Origin of the sequence: Shewanella sp. FDAARGOS_354, assembly GCF_002209245.2 — a bacterium.
Classification (GTDB): domain Bacteria; phylum Pseudomonadota; class Gammaproteobacteria; order Enterobacterales; family Shewanellaceae; genus Shewanella; species Shewanella xiamenensis.
Genome location: NZ_CP022090.2, coordinates 1 through 20,303 on the forward strand (window position 1 = coordinate 1; position 20,303 = coordinate 20,303).

16 protein-coding genes and 2 pseudogenes are annotated in these 20,303 nt (G+C 43.9%); 14 read left to right on the top strand and 4 right to left on the bottom strand.

Annotated features, from left to right (window positions below; translation table 11 throughout):
* The first annotated feature begins 392 nt into the window (after nucleotides 1-392).
* The 6 genes from CEQ32_RS22645 to CEQ32_RS22680 all read left to right on the top strand — a co-directional run bounded on the left by CEQ32_RS22645 (nucleotide 393) and on the right by CEQ32_RS22680 (nucleotide 5,253).
* Nucleotides 393-1,019 (top strand): recombinase family protein, encoded by a 627-nt coding sequence (locus CEQ32_RS22645; RefSeq protein ID WP_088587026.1) that lies wholly within the window; start codon nucleotides 393-395, stop codon nucleotides 1,017-1,019.
* A gap of 245 nt (nucleotides 1,020-1,264) precedes the next feature.
* On the top strand, nucleotides 1,265-2,017 hold the full coding sequence (locus tag CEQ32_RS22650; protein WP_088587027.1) for a hypothetical protein: 753 nt from the start codon (nucleotides 1,265-1,267) through the stop codon (nucleotides 2,015-2,017).
* A 1,360-nt stretch (nucleotides 2,018-3,377) separates the two neighbouring features.
* Nucleotides 3,378-3,530 (top strand): hypothetical protein, encoded by a 153-nt coding sequence (locus CEQ32_RS22665; RefSeq protein ID WP_226871935.1) that lies wholly within the window; start codon nucleotides 3,378-3,380, stop codon nucleotides 3,528-3,530.
* Nucleotides 3,531-4,156: 626 nt separating this feature from the next.
* The gene (locus CEQ32_RS22670; protein ID WP_069455582.1) at nucleotides 4,157-4,414 is read left to right on the top strand and encodes a type II toxin-antitoxin system Phd/YefM family antitoxin; all 258 of its coding nucleotides are present in this window, start codon (nucleotides 4,157-4,159) and stop codon (nucleotides 4,412-4,414) included.
* Nucleotide 4,415: 1 nt separating this feature from the next.
* A complete protein-coding gene (locus tag CEQ32_RS22675) occupies nucleotides 4,416-4,763 on the top strand; it encodes a type II toxin-antitoxin system RelE/ParE family toxin (RefSeq protein ID WP_088587030.1) in 348 nt (115 codons plus the stop codon).
* A gap of 157 nt (nucleotides 4,764-4,920) precedes the next feature.
* Entirely contained in the window at nucleotides 4,921-5,253 is a 333-nt protein-coding gene (locus CEQ32_RS22680) for a S24 family peptidase (RefSeq protein WP_226871936.1), read from the top strand.
* A gap of 71 nt (nucleotides 5,254-5,324) precedes the next feature.
* Here the strand turns inward: CEQ32_RS22680 and CEQ32_RS22685 are convergent, their stop codons facing one another.
* Entirely contained in the window at nucleotides 5,325-6,287 is a 963-nt protein-coding gene (locus tag CEQ32_RS22685) for a DNA-binding protein (protein ID WP_088587031.1), read from the bottom strand.
* A gap of 3 nt (nucleotides 6,288-6,290) precedes the next feature.
* Between CEQ32_RS22685 and CEQ32_RS22885 the strand changes: the two genes are divergently transcribed.
* Nucleotides 6,291-6,530, top strand: a complete 240-nt coding sequence (locus CEQ32_RS22885) for a hypothetical protein (RefSeq protein ID WP_146128729.1) — start codon at nucleotides 6,291-6,293, stop codon at nucleotides 6,528-6,530.
* On the opposite strand, the gene CEQ32_RS22690 is transcribed toward CEQ32_RS22885, so the two are convergent.
* Complete coding sequence (locus CEQ32_RS22690) at nucleotides 6,531-9,572, bottom strand: Tn3 family transposase (protein WP_088587032.1); 3,042 nt, start codon at nucleotides 9,570-9,572, stop codon at nucleotides 6,531-6,533.
* Between the two features lie 148 nt (nucleotides 9,573-9,720).
* Here CEQ32_RS22690 and CEQ32_RS22695 point away from each other — a divergent pair, with 148 nt between their 5' ends.
* From CEQ32_RS22695 to CEQ32_RS22730, 7 genes and pseudogenes are all read left to right on the top strand, one after another.
* Nucleotides 9,721-10,296, top strand: coding sequence for a recombinase family protein (locus tag CEQ32_RS22695; protein WP_014611549.1), 576 nt, complete (start codon nucleotides 9,721-9,723; stop codon nucleotides 10,294-10,296).
* On the top strand, nucleotides 10,293-10,565 hold the full coding sequence (locus tag CEQ32_RS22700) for a hypothetical protein (protein ID WP_014611550.1): 273 nt from the start codon (nucleotides 10,293-10,295) through the stop codon (nucleotides 10,563-10,565). The genes CEQ32_RS22695 and CEQ32_RS22700 overlap by 4 nt, the downstream gene beginning before the upstream one ends.
* 45 nt (nucleotides 10,566-10,610) lie before the next feature.
* Nucleotides 10,611-12,650: pseudogene (locus CEQ32_RS22705) on the top strand (Tn3 family transposase); the annotation flags it as partial.
* A gap of 35 nt (nucleotides 12,651-12,685) precedes the next feature.
* Nucleotides 12,686-13,246, top strand: a pseudogene (locus CEQ32_RS22710) (Tn3 family transposase); the annotation flags it as partial.
* Nucleotides 13,247-14,364: 1,118 nt separating this feature from the next.
* Nucleotides 14,365-15,246 (top strand): RepB family plasmid replication initiator protein, encoded by an 882-nt coding sequence (locus CEQ32_RS22720; protein ID WP_088587034.1) that lies wholly within the window; start codon nucleotides 14,365-14,367, stop codon nucleotides 15,244-15,246.
* A 311-nt stretch (nucleotides 15,247-15,557) separates the two neighbouring features.
* Nucleotides 15,558-15,764: a helix-turn-helix domain-containing protein gene (locus CEQ32_RS22725; protein WP_088587035.1), complete on the top strand. Its 207-nt coding sequence runs from the start codon at nucleotides 15,558-15,560 to the stop codon at nucleotides 15,762-15,764.
* Between the two features lie 3 nt (nucleotides 15,765-15,767).
* Nucleotides 15,768-16,313, top strand: coding sequence for a restriction endonuclease (locus tag CEQ32_RS22730; protein WP_088587036.1), 546 nt, complete (start codon nucleotides 15,768-15,770; stop codon nucleotides 16,311-16,313).
* Here CEQ32_RS22730 and CEQ32_RS22735 read toward each other — a convergent pair.
* Both CEQ32_RS22735 and CEQ32_RS22740 read right to left on the bottom strand, forming a co-directional pair.
* Nucleotides 16,279-17,211 carry a DNA-methyltransferase gene (locus CEQ32_RS22735; protein ID WP_088587037.1) on the bottom strand — a complete coding sequence of 311 codons (933 nt, stop codon included), beginning with the start codon at nucleotides 17,209-17,211 and terminating at the stop codon, nucleotides 16,279-16,281. The two genes, CEQ32_RS22730 and CEQ32_RS22735, sit on opposite strands and share 35 nt — an antisense overlap.
* 524 nt (nucleotides 17,212-17,735) lie before the next feature.
* A complete protein-coding gene (locus tag CEQ32_RS22740) occupies nucleotides 17,736-20,177 on the bottom strand; it encodes a hypothetical protein (RefSeq protein ID WP_088587038.1) in 2,442 nt (813 codons plus the stop codon).
* Between the last annotated feature and the right edge of the window lie 126 nt (nucleotides 20,178-20,303).

Sequence of the window (20,303 nt, forward strand, 5' to 3'; positions counted from 1 at the left end):
CAGGGCGTTAATCCATAGAAATTTTTATCCGAAAATCTCAAATTAGAGCTAACAATCTAACAAGCTTATGTCCAAAAGTGAGCCAGTGAATCACTCTACACCAGACTGATTCACGCGAGCCCCTAAAACCCGTCCCAATCCCCCGTTTACGGCTATTCTGGGGCGGTTTTTTCCCTTAAGATGAATCAAATCTCTGGAGAATTGATTCAAACCTAACTTGATTTTGTAACTCAATCATGTATGCAATACGCAGGATCTTTCGCGATCCAAAAAATTTCCTGCCTGACGCCTTAGAATGCAGTTAAAATCACGTGATATTGTTCGAATAAAACCTATAACTGCACTATAATTAAGGTGTTCGAATTAAATCATATAAGGCCGAACGGTAACTTATGGCAAATTATGCGTATTTACGTGTATCAACTGATGCACAAGATGTTGATAATCAAAAACACGGTATTTTAGAGTTTGCTAATAAGCATGGGTTAAGCAATCTGGCATTTGTGGAAGATACCGTTAGCGGTAAGCACAAATGGCGTGCGAGAAAACTCGGTGATTTATTAGAGTCACTGGCCCCAAAAGATGTGATTGTATTTGCCGAAGTTTCGCGCATGGCCCGCAGCACATTACAAGTGCTCGAAATCCTCGAATTTTGCACCGAACGCCAAATTCATGTCTATATAGCCAAACAAAAAATGATCCTCGATGACTCGATGCAGAGTCGGATCACCGCGACCGTGTTAGGGTTGGCGGCAGAGATTGAGCGCGAGTTTATTTCCCTGCGTACCAAAGAGGCATTGGCCGCCCGTAAGGCTGCAGGTATGAAACTTGGCCGCCCTGCCGGCCAAGCAGAAAAGACCAAGTTAGATAAACATCGAAAAGCGATCGAAAGCTATTTAGATAAGGGCTTGAGTATCCGTTCTATTGCCAAATTGATCGATGAACCGTCAACGACAGTTAACGACTATATCAAGCGCCACAACTTGCGCGAACGCGACCAGCTAGAAATGCGGATTTGACAGCTAACAGGTTCTGAAGATTGTATGCAGTTGATGTATATAATTTCGGACCATGCTAAAACATCCCTAATCTGCCTCAATATAGTGGGAATTTCTGGAATTAATTAGTTGCTCTATTCGTTACGTAAAAACGTGCTCAGTGCACGTTTTTTTGTAATTTAACTTCAAAAGTTTAAATGAAAAATGGTATAAACTATAAACAGTGGTACATACAACATAAAGCAACTAATTTTTAAGGAATGAAAATGGGATTTGGTAATTTTTTATTAAAGGCTGCGAATTTTGCAGGAAAAGCAATTGTAGCCGTAGCTTCAGAAGTTATGAGTCAAGGTACTACCACAATAACTAAAAATTATTTGGAGCAAGCACAAAAACTAAATTTAACATCTAGTCAGAGATCCTTGGTTAAAGATGCGGAAACAATAAATAACCGATTGGCAGAACAAAAAAGGTATCAAAAAAACATTTCAGATGATATAAAAAATAATAAGGAAAAAATAATTGAATTGAATATGTTATTAGATGATAAAGCATATCAAATATGGGTTATTGTTTCTAAATTAATTCCAGATGGTGAATTTTATAAGGTTTCTTCATATAAAAATAAAAAAAGTCTTTCATTTCTAGGTGATGTTAAAACTAATATTTTGTTAACTGACTTTGCTAATGGATTACTAAGTTTAGATGATGTTGATTTTAATTCATATATGCTAGATTATTTAAATGGAATCATTCCAAACTGCCCAATTAAAAACCTACCAGATGGATTCTTTGATGAATTAAATCCTATTGTTAATGAGTACAGAATTGTTTTTGAAAAAAACTCAAAGGAAATTGACTTTTTATCAAAAGAAAATATTACATTAGAAAATAAGTTTATTGATGCTAAAGAAAAAACTTCTGAAATAAACGGGAAGTTGAAACCGTTACTTGATGAAATTAAAGAGTTTTGCCGCCCTATGCTTGAAGAATTAAAAGAACGAAATTCAAGAAGGTAAAGCTAAGTTGCGTATACTGAGTTAAAATCTTAAAAAAATAGCGATATCAACTAAATTATTGATATCGCTATTTTTTATTTTATCCAATAGGACTTGAACTGATTCTTTTACTTCTGCATTGAGGACAGTAATCAGGTGTACCTGCTCCCCGTCGACTAGTCCATTCATGTTTACAATCCAAACACTTAGCTCTATATATAACAGTCATACCCATGCTCCATGTATAGTATTTTGTATACTATACAATAATAGTGGCACTTTCTAAATTTTTATTGCAAGCAATATTGAATTAGTTACAAAATCAAAAATAGATCAATTTTGGATATAAAGAGCGAAATACCAACATGTATTTTTCTTCTTACTCCCTTTTTAAATCTTTATTGCGATCAACTCGAGAAAGTTGCTTAATCATATAGTTTAGAGAGGCTGTCTGACAGCTTGTGTGAGCCGCCCCACCCCTGAACATTAGCCGCGGGGCTTTCCCACCCTCAAATGAATATGCCACTGGCGCCCGATAAACCCCTCCTTCGCCCTGTTCCGCCCTCAACCCTGTGCCTTTATAGCTAAGACAAACAGCGCGGCACAGCGTTTGCGGGCTCATTGCTGCTTGGCTCATACAGTCGCATGCCAGGGTAAAAGCATGAGGAAAGGCCTGTCATGCGACAGTACGGCCCGGAGCAATGCGGGCTCAGTCTGCCACGCCCAATGCCTGTTTATCGGGCGCCAGTGGCATATAAACCCGCCCTTACCCCGCGGCTGATGTCCTACGCCACGCCCGAAGCCTGTGGGGCGGTTACTCTTAGCCCTGCATTTCACTGTTTGTATATTTGATTTTGTAACTTTTTCAAGGTTAATAACGTAGGTTGTTTGTGTAAATGGGGGGTTGGCGGTGTAGATCTGTTCGGATCGGTGGCCTTGTTCGGGGAAAAGGTTATTTTTGTTTTGTTTCGGTTGTATGTGTTCGAAAAAAACATTATTTAAATCGGTTGTTTTGTGCGGGTTATGCGGTGGTTTTTTTCGTTCGTTTGTTGAGGTATTAAACTGGCTGCAGTTCTGGGCCTTTAAAGCGTCCCACACGTTGTAAATAGCACCGTTAGCGTGGGAAAACGGCTTTGCGGGCTCATACAGTTTTTAACAAAGCGTTAAGAGCTATTCTCAACGTTTGGCATTTCCTGTTCAACGTTGAGTTTAGTGTTTATTAGGCTTGCGTTGCTTACATCTTTATTCAGCATTAGCTATAAATTTCCTAATGGTTGTGAAGCTAGAACTTATGCCTGTAAATCACTCAATATCAGTCGATTATGTCCGATGTTATTGCTTGGTTATGTGGAAACTCAATCAATAGGTAAAGAGCTACAGCATGGTTTTGAGGGCAATGGTTACGGCGAATCCACCGGTGCCGCTGCATGTGATCAGTCAACTCATGGGCCATAGCGACAGTAAAACCACGGAAATCTATCTGCAGGTGCTGAGTGAAGAACGGCACAGCTTAGTGATGAATGCCTGGGGATAAATCGTTATTTTTTTGCAATGCAAAATTTTTATAGCGGTTTTAAGTTCAATGAGGTGTATATCGATGGGGGGGTGAGTGAGTGAAATGGTGGTGTTTTAGCGATCCCGTTTGACGGCATTTATTGCTTTAATTTGTACAATGAAATCTGAACAATGAAAGCGTTACAAAGCTTGATGTGTCGCGCTCTAGGTGAAGTTTTTAATTTCACCTAGAGCGCAAGGCGCGAGGGGGTAACAGTGGAGTGCTTGTGATGCGGAGACCCCCGCGTCGTTGTCTCGCCCGAGTGGAAAATATGAGAAAATATAAAGGGAAAGAGGGCTTGCCACGCATCAACGCCTAGTTTTGAGATGTAATAATGGTGCTCGGTATTGGAATTTTCCTGAGACATTTAACGGGCATTTTTTTGCATTGCAAAAAATGCCCGTTCAAAATTTACTATAAAAAAATAGCGCAATTCTCATAAAATCAATTTTGAAAAAGTAACAATTTCAAGTCACTCGACTGCCATTTGTATAAGGGCAGTCTATATTTGGTCTTTATTTAGTCTTTTTGTTTGCCTGTGATATGATTATGACCATAGTCAATATGGCTACCTTATTCTCTACCAATCAGCTAGGCACAACCCTATGAACATAGAAACAATTAGTTTTTTGAAAAAAAATGCTGCGAACTTGCCACTCGATGAGCCGATGATTATTACTCAAAATGGTGTTCCTGCTTACGTTATTGAGTCAGTAGCGGATAGAAATCGACGCGATGAAGCGATAGCTTTACTCAAGATGGTCAGTTTTGCGAAAAGTGATCAACAAAATGGTCGAACAATGTCATCAAGTACTTTCAAGGAACGCTTGGCGGATCGTAAGCTCGCGTTAAAGGATAAGTAGTATGTCTGTGGTGAAACTTGAATATACCAAGACATTTGAAGATACCGTAAATAGTGCTATATCTCACTATGCTCAGTGGAATGAAGAGATTGCTGTAATAGAGAGAATTGAGGCCGTTATTGATGCCTTTGAAGTTTCTGTTATGCAAAATCCTCTTAGCCATTCACTATGCCAAGAATTAGTTGAACTTGGAGTTACTCAGGTAAGACATGCGATAAAAGAGGATTTTAGAATACTGTATGAGGTTAGCTACGTTAGTGGCGAAGTCCTGATTACAGTGTTACTTTTTTTGAGCCAACGACAAAGTATACAGAATCAGCTGATCAATCACTGCTTAGTGTATAAGTGATATCTATCTTTAATGTATATCAAATGTAATACATTTATTTTGTATTATTATGTTTTAAAATGATTTTATTTTAATTTGCTAAATTATTTTTAGAGCTTGTGTAAACTAGATGACTTGCTAAAATTAACTGTATATTTATACAGTTAATTGGTGTGTTATGCGTGTTATTCCTATCCCTGCCCAAGCGGGTATTACCGGCTTTGAAAGCCCCGCAGCTGAATATACTCAGCTTGGGCTTAGCCTTGATGAATTGCTTATCACCCATCCTAGTGCCAGTTTTTTATGCGTAGCTCAGGGGGATTCAATGCAAGGCGTAGGGATTTACGATGGTGATGTATTAATCGTGGATCGCCATGAGACAGCCCGCAATGGTGATGTGATAGTCGCTAATTTTAACGGCCTGTTTGTGGTCGGACAAAATAGATCTAAAGCGAGACAAAATAGTTTTAAAATGCACAAAATAGATCTAAAACGTGACGAAAAGTGGTGAAATAAATTTATGAAAACCCTGAATTCCGTGATACCAAACCGAAGTTGTAGTATCACGGTATATATAAGGGGCTAAATGTCAGTGTTTCGACGTAAGGCTACGGTGAGAGATTCGCGTTCCCGCTCTGATTGTGAGAGTGCATGTTGAACCTGGGTGAACTGCTTTTGCAATTCAATATGCTGCCCTTGCAGTGAAGCAAGCTGTTTAGAATCAGTGCGGAGTTCATGTACTTCACTTGTGAGTCGCTTAATCTCAGCAACTTGATTCTCAAATTGAGTTTGAAGCCGAGTATTTAGTGTGCGTTCCTCTGCCAACTCTGCCATAGATTTACGGTGCGCTTCTATTGTCTGTTGGTATTGGGTTTGTTCTATTTCACGTTTAGCTTGTTCAATACTCAGAGATTTGACTTGCTCACGTAGACTTGCTGCTTCTTGCTCTGCTTTTTCCGCACGTTTGTCGGCTGCTCGAACCAACGAATCCGCCTCCGACTTAGCGTTGCTAATCAGAAGTGCTGATTTTGATTCTGCGGCATTGCTCGCGTCAACGGCTTCTTGCTTTGCATGCGCTGTAAGTTTTTCATATTCAGCGGCCATGAGTTCGGCTTTTTCTGCCCGTTCTATTGCTTTGGTCGTCTTATCATTTGCCTCGTTAATCAACTGCGTAGCTTTGGCCTCGATCATTTCTACTCGATGCAATGCATTTTTTTCGAGTTCAGCCATAAGCTCTACTAGTTCATCCCGTTGCCCAGTTATCTCTGTGAGCATAACTTTTAGTTGTTCGGTCTTGCGATCTACAACGGCTTGTACCTCACTTGCTAAAAGCTTCGCTATGGACGAACTTCCAAGCTCATCTGCCATTTTCAGCACTTCGGCGTTACGTTTATCGTTGTAATCTCTTAATAACTGACTGACCGTTTCTGTTCTTCCTCCTGTTACCGAGATGATATTGCGAACAGTAGGGGTAATACCTTTGCTGATCATGCTGTTTGCGGCTGTTGATACCTGCTCAAATGTTACGCCGTTTTGCTCTGCCATGTTATGCGCCTATTTCAAATTTATTGGTCAATATTACACCAATGGAAACAGGAAACAATTGTTTCCATGAAAAATATGTTTCCATTAGTTATGGTGACAAAATATTCAGGATTTTTGAGATTTACAAAATTGTTGGTGCAACTGGCTCAGGGTATAGCGGGTGGTGTAATTGAGGTTCCCAAAAGTTCACTTACAAGTAAGTGGGGTTGTAAGCGGGAAGCCGCCAAAAGTTTGCAGGCCTGACTATGACAACGTCAGTCCCTCAATCATGGCGTCCAGATCGAGCTCTTTCCCTTCACTGATAAAGGTGTAATGCCCATTCAGAAAGATATGCTGCCAGGCTACGGGCGACATTCGTCTGAGAAGAGCAAGTCCCCGGGTGTTACCGACATCTTCATACTTCTGCAGCAATCGCGACAGCAGGGCTGAGTTATAATAAATAATAATGATGCTGAGTAGCCGCCCGCACTGATTGCTGATTTCCAGCTCAACATCATTCTGTCCGGTCAGCTCTTTTTTGCCACCAACCTGCGCGATCGCTGAACGAAGCTGATGCCAGGATTCAATACGATTTTGAGACCTGTGACTGTTTCTGGCCACCTGCGGGTTACGAAGATATCGGAGGATGTAAAGACTACGGATCAGTTTATCAAATTCAAACAGGGCCTTCCTTGTCGTATTTTCCGCTGAATAGGTACACAATTTACGGATCAGGGCACCCTGAGTTATTTCTTTCATACCCAGCGTAGCGACAATCTGGTCCAAGTGAGGTTTTTCATCGATGATAACTTTCTTATTTATCTGACCTACAGGCTGGATAAGACATTTTTTATAACGCTCCGGATCGCCCGCACAGTATAGCTCTTTAAGCATGTCCTCTGTCGAGGTAAAGCGGGGTTCAAAACGCAGACCAAACCAGTGAAGAATGGCAAAATTAGCCCTGTTAATACTGTGCATGTCACCGGTTATCGCCGTGGGTACAATCCCGCTGGTATTCCTGTACCAGATATCGAAGACGTGATGTGCTTCATACTCATGGGCACCAATGAGATACCCATTTAGTGGAATATGGTTGCACAGTAGAGTGTAAGCCACTACGCCCTTACCAAGTCCAAAATATTTTTTTGATGCACGGGCTTTGATCGTCGGACGTTCTACGCTGAATTTTTGCCCATCGACAGCGCCATACAGTTCCCCCAACTCCAGTGAATAATACGGAAAGACAGGAAGCGTCTTAATTCCGTCGCCAATACAGTCACATGCGGCCTTCAGCGTGGAGAGACGCAGATATTGCTCGTAGGAATCATTGAGCGCATGATAGGGAATATCGCTGGTCTGGGACATAGTCAGATTACCGTGATTCATGGCCTGTGCCATTATTACCGCCATCAGACTGTCTGCATCAGCTCCCGTTTTCACATACAGGGGTTGTAGCGGTGTGAGTGCCGACAGAAACTGACACCGCTGATTAACGAAGCGAAAAATATCCGCAAGTTCACACAGAGGCAACTGTGAATAAAAATCCGTCACACTGTTCGATTGCTCGGTCATGTCCGACTTACGCCAGCTAAGTCTTTGTGTATCATGATCAAATTCAAGATGTGACAACTTACCCTGCTTAAGCTCCCTGTTGAACGCTATCCACTGTTCATGCAGTTCGCTGGTCAGTTCATCCAGCTGCTGTTCGACCGGGGTTCGTAAAAACGGGATATCCATCTGGGTCAGAATATCGGTTTTTTCCTCTACGGAAACCAGCTCATCTGAAAGGTGGCGGTGTTGCAGGCTGTCATCAAGATAAAGCTCTCCCGCCTCAAATCGTTTTCTGATTTGCCGGTACAACCAGAATTCATAACGGCTGGCATGAAGCTCGGTTGGTGTATCGTTTTCATCAACGCTCAATAACCAGGTTCGCAGTCGTGGTGGGAGCGTAGCCGGTGGGCATTCTGCCAGCGGCCGCTGCGTCAACCGTAGCTGCTTTGAGAACGTCCCTCTGACCCATGCCAGCGCAGCAAGCCAGGGACATTCAGGCGTCACGCTGGAAAAGTTCAGAGTACAAAACAGCGGGCGTAAATGGCGCCGTATATGAGCAGTCTGAGTGTCAACTGCTTCCCATTGTCGAGCCATCCGACTGGCAGGTTTCACTCGCATTCGCTGCGCGGTGTTCTGCAGGATCTCCTTGGGCATGATTTTCCAGGCCCTCTGGCGCACATCTCCAAAAGGGATGCTATCCATCACATCATCATCGACAAACAAGGATAACAGACGACCGACTTTATTATTCTCTTGTTGCCGCTGCAGAACATCTGCTTCAAAGTTTTTTCTGGCCTCTTCCTTGCAGCGCTCTTCTGTCTGCTTCATGTGCCACATCATGGCGCTGGTGAGGTTATCTGACAGTTGCTGGTAGCGAAGCCAGATATAGCACATCATATATAACCAGGTTTGCTCTGTTCTGAGGTTCCGCAGGTCGTGGATGGTATAAAAGTTGACCAGGCTGGCGAAGTACAACAAATTTTGTTGCGAGATCCCGAGCACGGGCAGCAACTGTCGCGCCTTCTGATATATCGGTTCCAGTTGGTTTCGTTTCTCCCTTTCCCGGGACATTTGTCGCCATCGAAAATCTTTCGCTTCCTGCTTCAACACGGCCAGTCCGGACAGTGCGTCATCTTTCTTCAGGAGTGAATTCAGTGCACTCTGTGTTTCTGTATCGAGGAAAGACAACAGTATGTCTGCCAGGCGTTGTCGCTCCGTTGACAGCGCTTTACTGATGATTTTTTGAAGCGTGGAATATCCTGGCCGGACGATTTTTTTCTCATTTAGCCAGCAGATAAGTTCGGTGGCAACAAATCCAGGCGTAATATCACGGCGTACAATATGTGCTGCACGAGCATCGAGCTGAGGGCGAATGGAGCCGGACCACTGATGATACCCAAAGAAGTCGGTGATAAGCTTACGCTGGGCATAATATTCATGCTCGGTAATGGATTTGTCGGTGATGGATATTTCACGAAAGTAACGCTGAACCACAAAATCGAAATCACTTTCCACGTCCTTCGGTGAAAAATGAAAGAAGGCGTGTTTAGCCTTGAAATAACCTGTCTGCAGGATGCAATAAATCTGTGCCAGTATTCCGGGGCGGCTGGTTATCAGCGCCAGCTCTTCCGGCGTGAGCGACAAATACTCCAGCTGCTGGCCTTCATCAAAATCAGGCAGACCATACAGTGCAAATTTTTCTGCATCTGTTAAAACGGAGAGTCTTTTACCTTTATCTTTGCGACGGGATGTCATCCTGACCTCGCACTGAATATGTCCGTAAGAGGATCCTTGAGCGGACAGTTTAAATAATTTTTGCATTAGCCATAAATCACTGCTGAAGTTGTCTCATATAACTGGTACGGTATCAATCTCTTTCATGGCCCCTTAAACGTACACATTTATGACAGAAATACGGATCGGTTATGCTCGGTGCTCAACCGACAAGCAAGATTTAACGGCTCAGCAGGAGGCTCTGCTCAAATTGGGGGTTTCCCCAGACAGAATTTACGTAGATAAGGGTCTAACAGGCTCAAACCGACAGAGACCCGGTTTAGATCAAGCTTTGGCGGCCGTTCGAACAGGGGATACTCTTGTGGTACCGAAACTTGATCGGCTGGCCCGTTCGGTTCCTGACGCACGAGAGATAGCTGATGCACTCCAGCTCAGAGGGGTGAAACTAGCGCTGGGACTTAGCATTTATGATCCAACTGATCCTATGGGGAAAATGTTCTTTAATGTGTTGGCTACCTTTGCAGAGTTCGAAGGGGATCTGATACGTTTGCGCACACGCGAAGGAATGGCCATTGCACGTGCAAAAGGCAAACTGCGGGGCAAACAGCCAAAACTGTCTGAGAAACAACAGAAAGAACTGTGTCGAATGCATGAAACGGGCGAGTACTCAATCAGCGACTTAGCAGAGTTATTTTCGGTGTCGAGACCAACGGTCTATCGAACGCTTTTACGAGGCAAAAAATGATCGATTTAACAGCAGAGCAAAGGCATTTGGCAAAGAGAGTTCATGATTATGCTTGTCGGTTTCCTCTGACAGAGGAGGGTGACGCTCAGTTATTGCAAAGCTGTTATGATTATATGGACGCCTTTAAGCGGGTGATGGATAGCGCATCAAAAGTCCAGATGGACTACATCTGCCTGCAATATCCGGGGTATTTTCGCTTTGCGAAATGGATAGAGCGTTTAGCACAAGGTATTGCTGATGGCGTCATTGAGGTTCCGAAAGAGCACTAAAAATGGTAGGCCGCAAAATTTTGGCGGCTTCCCGCTTACAACCCCTTGAAGGATTTGGATAAATCTGCGTTGGCCCTAGCAGAGGTTTGCACCCTGATACTCACTGAAAGCATGCAGGATGAGCAGCTGAGGTCAGCTATCTTTGCCAGAATGTCTCGTGAAAAACTGGCGACATCCATTGCCACCGTCCATGAACTTGCTCGCCCCTACGATGATAACTTTCAGGATGAAATGGTGGAACAATATGGCAGGGTCAGGCGTTTTTTACCGAAATTACTGCGTGATATCGTATTCAAAGCGGCTCCGGCAGGCAAGGCGACTCTGGAAGCCCATCAATATCTTGGTGGGCTGTTGGAATCGCGCAAGCAGTTACTGGATGAAGCCCCTCTGGACATTGTCTCTAATCCATGGAAACGCCTGGTGTTCGACAAAGAAGATAGAGTGACCAAGCGAGGCTATACGCTGTGCTTTCTCGATAAGTTACAAGACAGTTTGCGCCGCCGTGATATCTACGTAGAGAACAGCGACCGCTGGGGTGATCCACGGGCCAAGCTGTTACAAGGGCCGGAATGGCAAGCAAACCGCATTCAGGTGTGCCGTTCACTCGGTCATCCACTCAATCCCCAAGAAGCGATTGACGGTCTGGTGCGTCAACTGGATGCAAGTTACAGACAAGTGGCATCCAACTTCGACAACAACAAAGCAGTTGAGCTGGATCTGTCCGGCAAACGGCCCACATTGACCATCACGAACTTTGCCAAACTGGATGAACCGCCCAGCCTAACGCAGCTCTCCCTACAGGTCGAATCCTTAGTTCCCAGCGTGGATCTGACGGAGCTGTTGCTGGAGATCCACGCCCATACCGGCTTTGCCGATGAATTTACCCATGTTAGCGAATCTAATGCCCGAGCCGAAGACCTGACTGTCAGCGTCTGCGCCGTGCTTTTGGCGGAAGCATGCAACATCGGCTTAGAGTCGCTGATTAAGCATCAAGTACCCGCATTAACCCGACACCGCTTAAACTGGGTCAAACAGAATTACCTGCGTGCCGAGACGCTGGTGAAGGCCAATGCCAAACTGGTGAACTACCAGTCTACTTTATCTCTGGCCAATAAGTGGGGCGGTGGAGAGGTGGCATCCGCCGACGGTATGCGCTTTGTCACTCCGATCCGCACCATCAATGCAGGGCCGAACCGGAAGTACTTTGGCTCCAGCCGAGGCATTACCTGGTATAACTTTGTCTCGGATCAGTTTTCCGGATTTCATGGCATTGTCGTCCCAGGAACACTGCGTGACTCCATCTTTGTGCTGGAAGGCCTTCTGGAACAGCAAACCGGCTTGAACCCGATGGAGATTATGACCGATACCGCCGGTGCCAGCGATATGGTGTTTGGCTTATTTTGGTTGCTTGGATACCAGTTTTCACCGCGTCTTGCAGACGCAGGTGAATCCGTGTTCTGGCGCGTGGACAAGGCCGCTGACTATGGCCCATTGGATGAGCTAGCTCGCAGTTGCGTCAATACCCACAAAATCGAACAACACTGGGATGACATGATGCGCATTGCGGGATCGCTCAAACTGGGTACAGTGCAGGCTTCCGAGCTGATCCGTTCGCTACTGAAAAGTGAGCGGCCTTCCAGCCTAGCACAAGCCATTATTGAAGCGGGCCGTATCAATAAGACACTTTACTTGCTGAACTACGTGGATGATGAAGACTACCGCCGTCGAATTCTGACCCAGTTGAATAGAGGAGAAAGCCGTCACGCGGTCGCACGGGCGATCTGCCACGGTCAGCGTGGTGAAATTCGGAAGCGGTATCGAGAGGGGCAGGAAGATCAACTTGGCGCGCTGGGTTTGGTGACTAACGCGCTGGTGCTGTGGAACACAATCTATATGCAGGCCGCTCTTGATCACTTGAAACAGCAAGGCGAGGATGTGAAAGTAGAAGACGAAGCCAGATTATCTCCGCTCAGCCATAAACACGTGAACATGTTGGGGCATTATTCGTTTACCCTTACTGAACAAGTACTAAATGGGCAACTGAGGCCGCTGAAACAACCACCGGAGCTGGACGAATGGCCTTAGCGTACGTTTTCGTACCATTGGGCTTCACACCCCGCACCCTGAACATCAAGCACGTGCGTGCCCACTGGGACGACATCCTGCGCCTGGCCAGCTCGATCAAGCAGGGCACCGTCACCGCCTCGCTGATGCTGCGCAAGCTCGGCAGCTACCCGCGCCAGAACGGACTGGCCGTGGCCCTGCGCGAGCTGGGCCGGATCGAGCGCACGCTGTTCATCCTGGACTGGCTGCAAAGTGTTGAACTGCGCCGCCGCGTGCATGCCGGCCTGAACAAAGGTGAGGCGCGCAACTCGCTGGCCAGGGCGGTGTTCTTCAACCGCCTTGGGGAAATCAGGGATCGGAGCTTCGAGCAGCAGCGCTACCGGGCCAGCGGCCTCAACCTGGTGACGGCGGCTATCGTGCTGTGGAACACGGTGTACCTGGAACGCGCCACCCAGGGGTTGGTCGAGGCCGGCAAGCCGGTGGACGGCGAGCTGCTGCAATTCCTGTCGCCGCTGGGCTGGGAGCACATCAACCTAACCGGCGATTACGTCTGGCGGCAGAGCCGCAGACTGGAAGACGGGAAGTTTCGGCCCTTACGGATGCCCGGAAAACCTTAGCGTACGATTTTTTCCGAATTCTGCGGGCTCCCCTATTAAGCGTTATTTTTAGACATCGTTAAAACGCCTAGGAAGCGTTTTAAGCAGCTTTATTCTGATATTGATAGAACGTTGCGATTTTAAGAAAAAAACGCTGCAAATCTTGATTTAGGACTCTTAATACCGATTTTCGCTTTATCTTTCTGCTAGACCGTGAGCGAAGCGAACTAGCCCCGCAGGGTAACGGGCTATCCGCACTGAGATGGTTAAACGGTCGAAGACAAAACCTACTTACAGCGGTGCTTTTAAATCTCGCCCCTGCCAACGGCAGGAAATGGCGAGGCATTTTTGGGTAAGGGTGGAGCCTTTAGGCGAACTAGGGCGAAGCCCTTGGTCGCGGCGGAGCCGCTGCTTTTGGGGGGCGCCGGAGCGAGCGAAGCGAGGGGAAGGGCCGGCGGGGGCAAAGCCCCCAGGAGGGGTTCTTACTCCGCAAAATTGAAAAGTTTTGCACAGCTCAGATCCAATAAGATCCATCTTTTAAGATCCTAAAAGATCCTAAGAGATCCCAGAATCGCCACAGCCCAAGCACACCAAGGGCTACAGCGGAGGTAGGTGTATTCTAATTGGGTAAATGGTGTATTCTAATTGGGTAAACGGTGTATGCTAATTGGGTTTTAGGTGTATTCTAATTGGGTAAACGGTGTATGCTAATTGGGTAAGCAACCTCTTTTTTGCACAGAACAACGCTATACATCTAGTTTATTTAAAATCAATCACTTATATAAAACTTGCCAATAAAGCGTTTCACTAGCTATCCCGCAGTTACCCACAGCTCAATAAAACTAATTGCGATACTCTGACTTTTAGCTATCTAAAATACCAAAGTGTATTCTAATTGGGTTATAAATTGGGAGGGCGGGTGTATGCCGAGTGGGTTCAAAAAACAACCAGCAGTGTATGCCGAGTGGGTAAAATTTTCACCTACAAAAAAACTTTAAGCTCAAGTTTCGAAAGGATTTACAAAGCAACCTTTGATGTACGTTACAAAAATTAAAACAACGATACTAAACCTCAATTAGGTGTATTCTAAATGGGTTTCATGGTGTACTCTAATTGGGTTATAGGCATAAGTGGCGCACATGGAACAATCAGAAAACGCATTATTACCCATACCGGTTACCGAAAACCTTTACAGCGGTAAACTCCTAACGATTAGTAGCACAACCAGTGTACAGCCTAATGTTCTGCTCAGAACAGGCGTTTTTACGCCCGTTGGCCGTAGAACGAATGCGAATGATGTTAAAGCACAAGATCTCAGTAACGATCTAGTGAGCCTCGATCTCTGCCAAAAGGAAGGCTATGACCTGGTTACAGTCAGGGGCCAACGGCTGAATATCGAAACCGATTTTAAGGTGTGGTGCGGTATTGTACTGGTGTTCAGTAAGTACGGTTATTCCTCCAACACGGTCAAACTGACTTTTTCAGAGTTCGCTAAGTTTTGCGGTTATCCCAGCCGGCGTTTTGATAAAAACCTGCGTAAACAGATCGGGGACTCGCTCGGGCGTATCCAAAGCCAAAGTTTGACATTTAGGCGCAAAAACACCGAAAAAGCGGTGCATACGGGAATGTTGTTGCGGGCCATGTATGACGGTGAAGCCGATATTGTTGAGCTAATGGCCGATGAAACCCTATGGGATCTGTATCGGTTAGACTATCAAGTGTTGGTTAGTCTGCGAGTATTGGAAAAATTGCCTCGTGCTGAGGTCGCACAGTGCCTGTATTTGTATTTCACGTCTTTACCTGAGAATCCTCACCCCGTTTCTTTTGAGCGCCTTAGAGAGCGCTTGAGGCTTGAGACGTCCAAAAAAGAAGCAAATAGGAAGATTAAGATCGGTATTCAGAAGTTGGAGTCGATTGGCTACCTGTCTGGCAGCTTCGCCGTCAAGAACGGCGAGCAATACTATCTGATTGATCAGCGTTACAAGAAACTGGAAGCTGCAATTGCTGGCACTCTATTTTGATAATGTAACGTTATAAAAATAGAGTTGAATCAGTTATCTAAATTTGATGTCACTGAATAACTGCACAATAGTTTTGGAGATGGTGATATCAGCCTAATGAGCGTGATTCAGGAGCTCGCTTTTGGACAAAAGCGTGTCAGGACGTCGACTGTATCAGGTGAATTTCGGATAAAAATTTCTACGGGTTAACGCCGCGCTTACCGGCAAATTTGGAGCGCAGCGGAAAATTTGTCCGAGTACAGCGCTTTGCTAGCTCTTCATGCTACTTATAGTCTGTCGACTTATAGTATGCAAAATCACAAAATTCCCCCATGAACATAACACACATATTTGGCCAGCGCGTTCGCCACTTTAGAAAACTAAAACGCATTTCGCAAGAAGAGTTAGCTAACTTGTGCGATTTACATCGCACATACATTGGCTCAGTGGAACGAGGAGAAAGAAACATTACTCTTCTCAATGCTGAGAAAATCGCTACTGCATTAGAAGAACCGCTGGTTTCATTTTTCATGGAATAGATAATGACTGAATCCAACCTTGACGCAATTCTTAAGCGCTACCACTCCTCATTTGTCGAAAAAGTATACTCTGATGAAAACGATGATCATGACATCCTTATGGATGCATTCGGTATAACACCACAATTGAAGAGAGAAAACAGGCAATACTGGGGAAGAGAGCTAGGTAAAATCTGGGAGTCTTTAGTTATTGAGGCTTGCAAAAACGCACCTTCATTTCAACCTGCTTTGAGAATAGGAGGGGATGAACCTTGCGATTTACGCGTCGAAAACTACGCAATTGACACAAAATATCGAGTTGGGTCAGGGGACTCAGGAACGCTTAAGAAATTCAAACAATATGGACCTTTGCTCAGAGAAAGTGGATATGAGCCCGTATTCCTATTCTTAAGATCAGACAATTTACCCGCAGCTATGACAGCCTGCCAAAATGGCGGATGGACCATTTATATAGGCAAGCAATCATTCGAATTTATTCAGCGTATATCTGGATTTGATTTGGAAGAATATCTTCTCAGAAAAGCCCGAGGCTTTCTTGTAAACCGCTAGCGTCAGAGAGCCTTTTTTCTATTATCTCAATATAAGAAGGCTCAATTTCTATTCCTATATAATCAATCCCATGTTGCTTTGCTGCTACCAAAGTAGTTCCAGATCCTGCAAAAGGATCAATCACAATTGAACCTTCTGTCCTAGGGACAAATATTTCAACTAGCTTTTTCATAAGATCCAATGGCTTAACCGTACAGTGCACATTGTAGTCTGCCGATCTATCTCTTTTAATGTTTTCCAATATGTTTGACTGAAATCCACCATCGGCCATTTCGGTATAAAACAGTCCCGTGCCAAATTCGAGCAGAGTTTCCGTGTAATTGTTTTTCAACGGTTTTTGCAAAACACAAATAGCCTCCCATTCGCTGCGTAAGCAGCTATGCCATCCCTTTAGCTTGTCAGGGTCTTTAAACCCATTCTGCTCCAGCTTTCTTTGCATATTTATTCCCTTGGGGATGCCGCTAGACCTTCGGTAAACGACTATATCTCGCGCATAAAATCCAGCTTTTTCAAGAGCAACTTGGACATGAGCTATGGTTCGAGTGCTGTTGAATACCAAAACTGTTGCTCCAGGCTTGCATACTCTGAACAGTTCAGTTGCCCACTCAACACACCACTGCTCATAATCTAAAATATTATTTCTATTTTTTTCATACCAACGCTTATTCCTTACGCCGCCAGCGAGACCACTTCCATATGGAATATTTTTAACCAGTGTCTTGCTATCTTTAACTCTTTCCATGCGCCGTTGAATTTCTTGATCATCCCACTTATGACCAATGAATTCGTAGTTATACGGCGGGTCGGTTAAACATGCAGACACGTAATTTTCTGGGAGCTTCTTTAACTCTTCTCTGCAATCACCATTAAGAATGGTATTCAAAAACTTTTCGTTCATACTCACCTCATTTGTGCTACTTATAGTAGTCATTTTAAGGTTTCATATCAACTAGTAGTTTTGATGCACGTGGTCCTTGAGGCCGCCGTGAGCTAACATTTTATTAGTGCGCATGCGCGTTTACCTTATTAGACCAGTAAAATCGCACATCATTAACTGCTTGTATTTCAAAGAACTTATCAGCTTTTTTCTAATACACCATCCGGAAAAACGCGCAAACTAATGAGTTTAAAAACACTCAAAAGCATCTAAATTTAAATACGACTGTATACCCATATATTGTTAGTCGCTTTACGGTAGGGCCAAACATTGGGTAAATAGATGAGATTTTGCAGGGCAATTCATTCGTCAGTTTTCAATTCACTAAATGAATGCTAGCCAGCTTTGGGGCAGATCTGAGCTAGGTGGCACTTTTTGAGAAAGTGCCACGAGTAAAACTTCAAGTCTATGAAGCCTCGGGACAGAAATAAGTTGGAAAACATCTCCAACTTATTTCTTCAGTTCAAGTACAAAGATAGTACAGATTACTTATTCTCATCCATTTGGTTTTTTTTGATTGCTTTATGAACCCTTTGGAAACTATCATCTCCCAATGAAAATGCCTCTTCAAGGTCGAAGTATGAGGGAGCACTACTATAAGCTCGCCAGCAACTTCTCAAATACTCTCTAAAAATGGTTGTTCTTGCATATCTGCTCGCAATTGTTAGACATGATATGTCTGCTATTAGTTCGCTTCTGGAAAGTTCGTCCATTATTGGTGTATCAAACAGCATCGCATCAAGATATGCAAATTCACCAAGCCACCTCTTGATATGATACGCACCGATAGTAGTTATCCTAAAACTATCTGGCATGTCTCCTATAAGATTACTATCTTCGTCTTCTTCAAACGTAACTCTTAGCGAGGTTTCTATCAGCTTTTTGTTCGTTGCTCTCCTCAATGCGGATTCTATCTGATTTGTTGTAAAGCCAGCATTTTGACATTCCTCTATCAAAGTTTCTGTCCTACAAAACCCATCTTTGTCCAAATGCCCCCCTTTCGTATCAAGATACGAAATAACAACTGGGACTAAGAAGTGTTCATTTGGATCTGCATTACATATATCGAGCACGTTCATCGAAATTGATGTATCTGGACTGTAGTGAGAGTAATCACCTAAAAGGGCCTGTTTAGAAAACTCATGTACAGGAATTCGATAGTCTCCTTCCGTCTCCATTATATCAATTATCTTTTGCGCCTCTACGTTCGGAGATCCTATGAAACCAGTCACAAACTCTATTACCGCACGAATATTGCCACCAGTAATGTTCGTTAAAAACTCGTTTAGCTCTTTGTTATTTTGTAGTGATCGAACTAATGCTTCCAAGAATAAGGCTAAATTTTCAGATCGAACAGAAGGTAAATCGATCGCATGCTCTCCTCTAGCTAATTTAGCTGCGAACCGTAGCCTTTTTTCCACAACTTGGTCTACACGTGGCGGAGAGATGGTAAAGATTTTGTGTGGATAAGCTGTTAGCGCACCTGAACGTTTAGATTTATAAAACGTTTGTGGTCGCACAGACAGAAATACAGTAGCTTTCCATTCTTTGGCTAGCTCTTGGGAAATAATAAAAGCTTCCTGTTGAATGTCGAAGTCTCGTTGGTCAGCATTATCAATACAAATTATGACTTGTTTTTTCCGCCCCTTCGCAATATGTTCTACCGAGCGCTTCATATGGTTGCTTTTGTTTTCTACAAGGTTTGCTAGTTCTTCTATAAGCTTTTCTTGGTATTTTTCTGGGTTTGAATCTTTGTAAGCTCCCCATAAGCCTCTGGCAAACCTTCGAATTTCACTATCATAAACCCCATGAATAAAATTGTTATCGTAGGTGTCAACTTCATATTGTGTAAGTAATTGATGCTCAATCTGATCTAAAATAAATGAGTTTATGTCTGTATTGAGAGAGGCATTTGCACCTAAGTCAATGTAGACATAAATAGCCTTATTAAACTCTTCGTGTGCGCTGTTATGCCTTAAATTCTTTACGAATGATGTTTTTCCGACTCCCACATCTCCTATCAGAACTATAGGACGCCTAGACAATGCTTCCGCCACGATATCAGGCGAGAAGTTTGAGCCTTTTTGGGATTTTACAGGTTGAACTGATGGTTGCTCTTCTGATGCACTAAAGATTGCAGCGTACCTTGCCTCAAGTACATTCTTGCTGAGTAAAGCATATTTATTTAACGCACCACTTTCGCAGTAACAGTCTTTGTAGAAATTACTCTCTAGCTCAGGGTTATCCATTACATCTTGTATGAACAACTCAGAAAGCTGTTTAAGTGAAGCTTGTACTTCACTTGGATACCTAATCTTTGGATAATCGACCAATTGGCTCGAAAGCTTATTTGGAAGCCTTTTATCACCAGTAGTCAGTAATCTAAAAAGCCTATTCTCTTCAATACCAGCTTTTGATAAATAGTTCCAAGCTTGCGTGAAGTGATGATGCATATGATCAAGTGAAGTAAAAACTAGCGCATCTCCATCAAAAACATCGACACCATCAGTTCGAGAAGCCAGAAAAGCTACATATTGGTGACCATTGGTAACAAGCGCCAAGGGAACACCTCGTCTAGCACAATAAATCTGCACTTGTTCGATAGCTTCCTTAAGAGCTGTATTAGCTTCGAAAAGAGATTGAATCGGAATAGTCAACTTTAGTGATAGACCCGCAGGAATCTCAAATGGGGTACCTTCTCGTTTAGCTTCTACAACAAGTATTCTTGGTTTTCCTAATTCATAGTCAGTAAAGCCATTTTTTGACTCATGCTTCTCAACTTCAATATCGTCTTTCCAGTTAAAGCAATCTTCCAAAACTCTATCTATTATATGAAAACGAGTTTGTGCTTCATTCTTAATATCTGCCTTTCCATACTTCTCAGCCAGCTCAAAAAGGACTTGTCGAGCCTGATGTAGATCGTTCATTTTCCATCCTTAGTAACATAAGGCTATTTAAAATTTGTACACATGAGAAAAGCACCAATAGCATAATAATTTGATTAGAAAAACCCGATTTCAGATAATAAGTGCGACATTCATGGAAAGGTGTAG

Bases quoted from the DNA above. Each gene is read 5' to 3' on its own strand.
- CEQ32_RS22720 (WP_088587034.1), top strand. From the start codon at position 14,365: ATGGAACAATCAGAAAACGCATTATTACCCATACCGGTTACCGAAAAC.
- CEQ32_RS22685 (WP_088587031.1), bottom strand. From the start codon at position 6,287: ATGGCAGAGCAAAACGGCGTAACATTTGAGCAGGTATCAACAGCCGCA.
- CEQ32_RS22680 (WP_226871936.1), top strand. From the start codon at position 4,921: ATGCGTGTTATTCCTATCCCTGCCCAAGCGGGTATTACCGGCTTTGAA.
- CEQ32_RS22695 (WP_014611549.1), top strand. From the start codon at position 9,721: ATGACAGAAATACGGATCGGTTATGCTCGGTGCTCAACCGACAAGCAA.
- CEQ32_RS22885 (WP_146128729.1), top strand. From the start codon at position 6,291: ATGCGCCTATTTCAAATTTATTGGTCAATATTACACCAATGGAAACAG.
- CEQ32_RS22665 (WP_226871935.1), top strand. From the start codon at position 3,378: ATGGTTTTGAGGGCAATGGTTACGGCGAATCCACCGGTGCCGCTGCAT.
- CEQ32_RS22670 (WP_069455582.1), top strand. From the start codon at position 4,157: ATGAACATAGAAACAATTAGTTTTTTGAAAAAAAATGCTGCGAACTTG.
- CEQ32_RS22690 (WP_088587032.1), bottom strand. From the start codon at position 9,572: ATGACATCCCGTCGCAAAGATAAAGGTAAAAGACTCTCCGTTTTAACA.
- CEQ32_RS22700 (WP_014611550.1), top strand. From the start codon at position 10,293: ATGATCGATTTAACAGCAGAGCAAAGGCATTTGGCAAAGAGAGTTCAT.
- CEQ32_RS22740 (WP_088587038.1), bottom strand. From the start codon at position 20,177: ATGAACGATCTACATCAGGCTCGACAAGTCCTTTTTGAGCTGGCTGAG.
- CEQ32_RS22735 (WP_088587037.1), bottom strand. From the start codon at position 17,211: ATGAACGAAAAGTTTTTGAATACCATTCTTAATGGTGATTGCAGAGAA.
- CEQ32_RS22725 (WP_088587035.1), top strand. From the start codon at position 15,558: ATGAACATAACACACATATTTGGCCAGCGCGTTCGCCACTTTAGAAAA.
- CEQ32_RS22675 (WP_088587030.1), top strand. From the start codon at position 4,416: ATGTCTGTGGTGAAACTTGAATATACCAAGACATTTGAAGATACCGTA.
- CEQ32_RS22650 (WP_088587027.1), top strand. From the start codon at position 1,265: ATGGGATTTGGTAATTTTTTATTAAAGGCTGCGAATTTTGCAGGAAAA.
- CEQ32_RS22730 (WP_088587036.1), top strand. From the start codon at position 15,768: ATGACTGAATCCAACCTTGACGCAATTCTTAAGCGCTACCACTCCTCA.
- CEQ32_RS22645 (WP_088587026.1), top strand. From the start codon at position 393: ATGGCAAATTATGCGTATTTACGTGTATCAACTGATGCACAAGATGTT.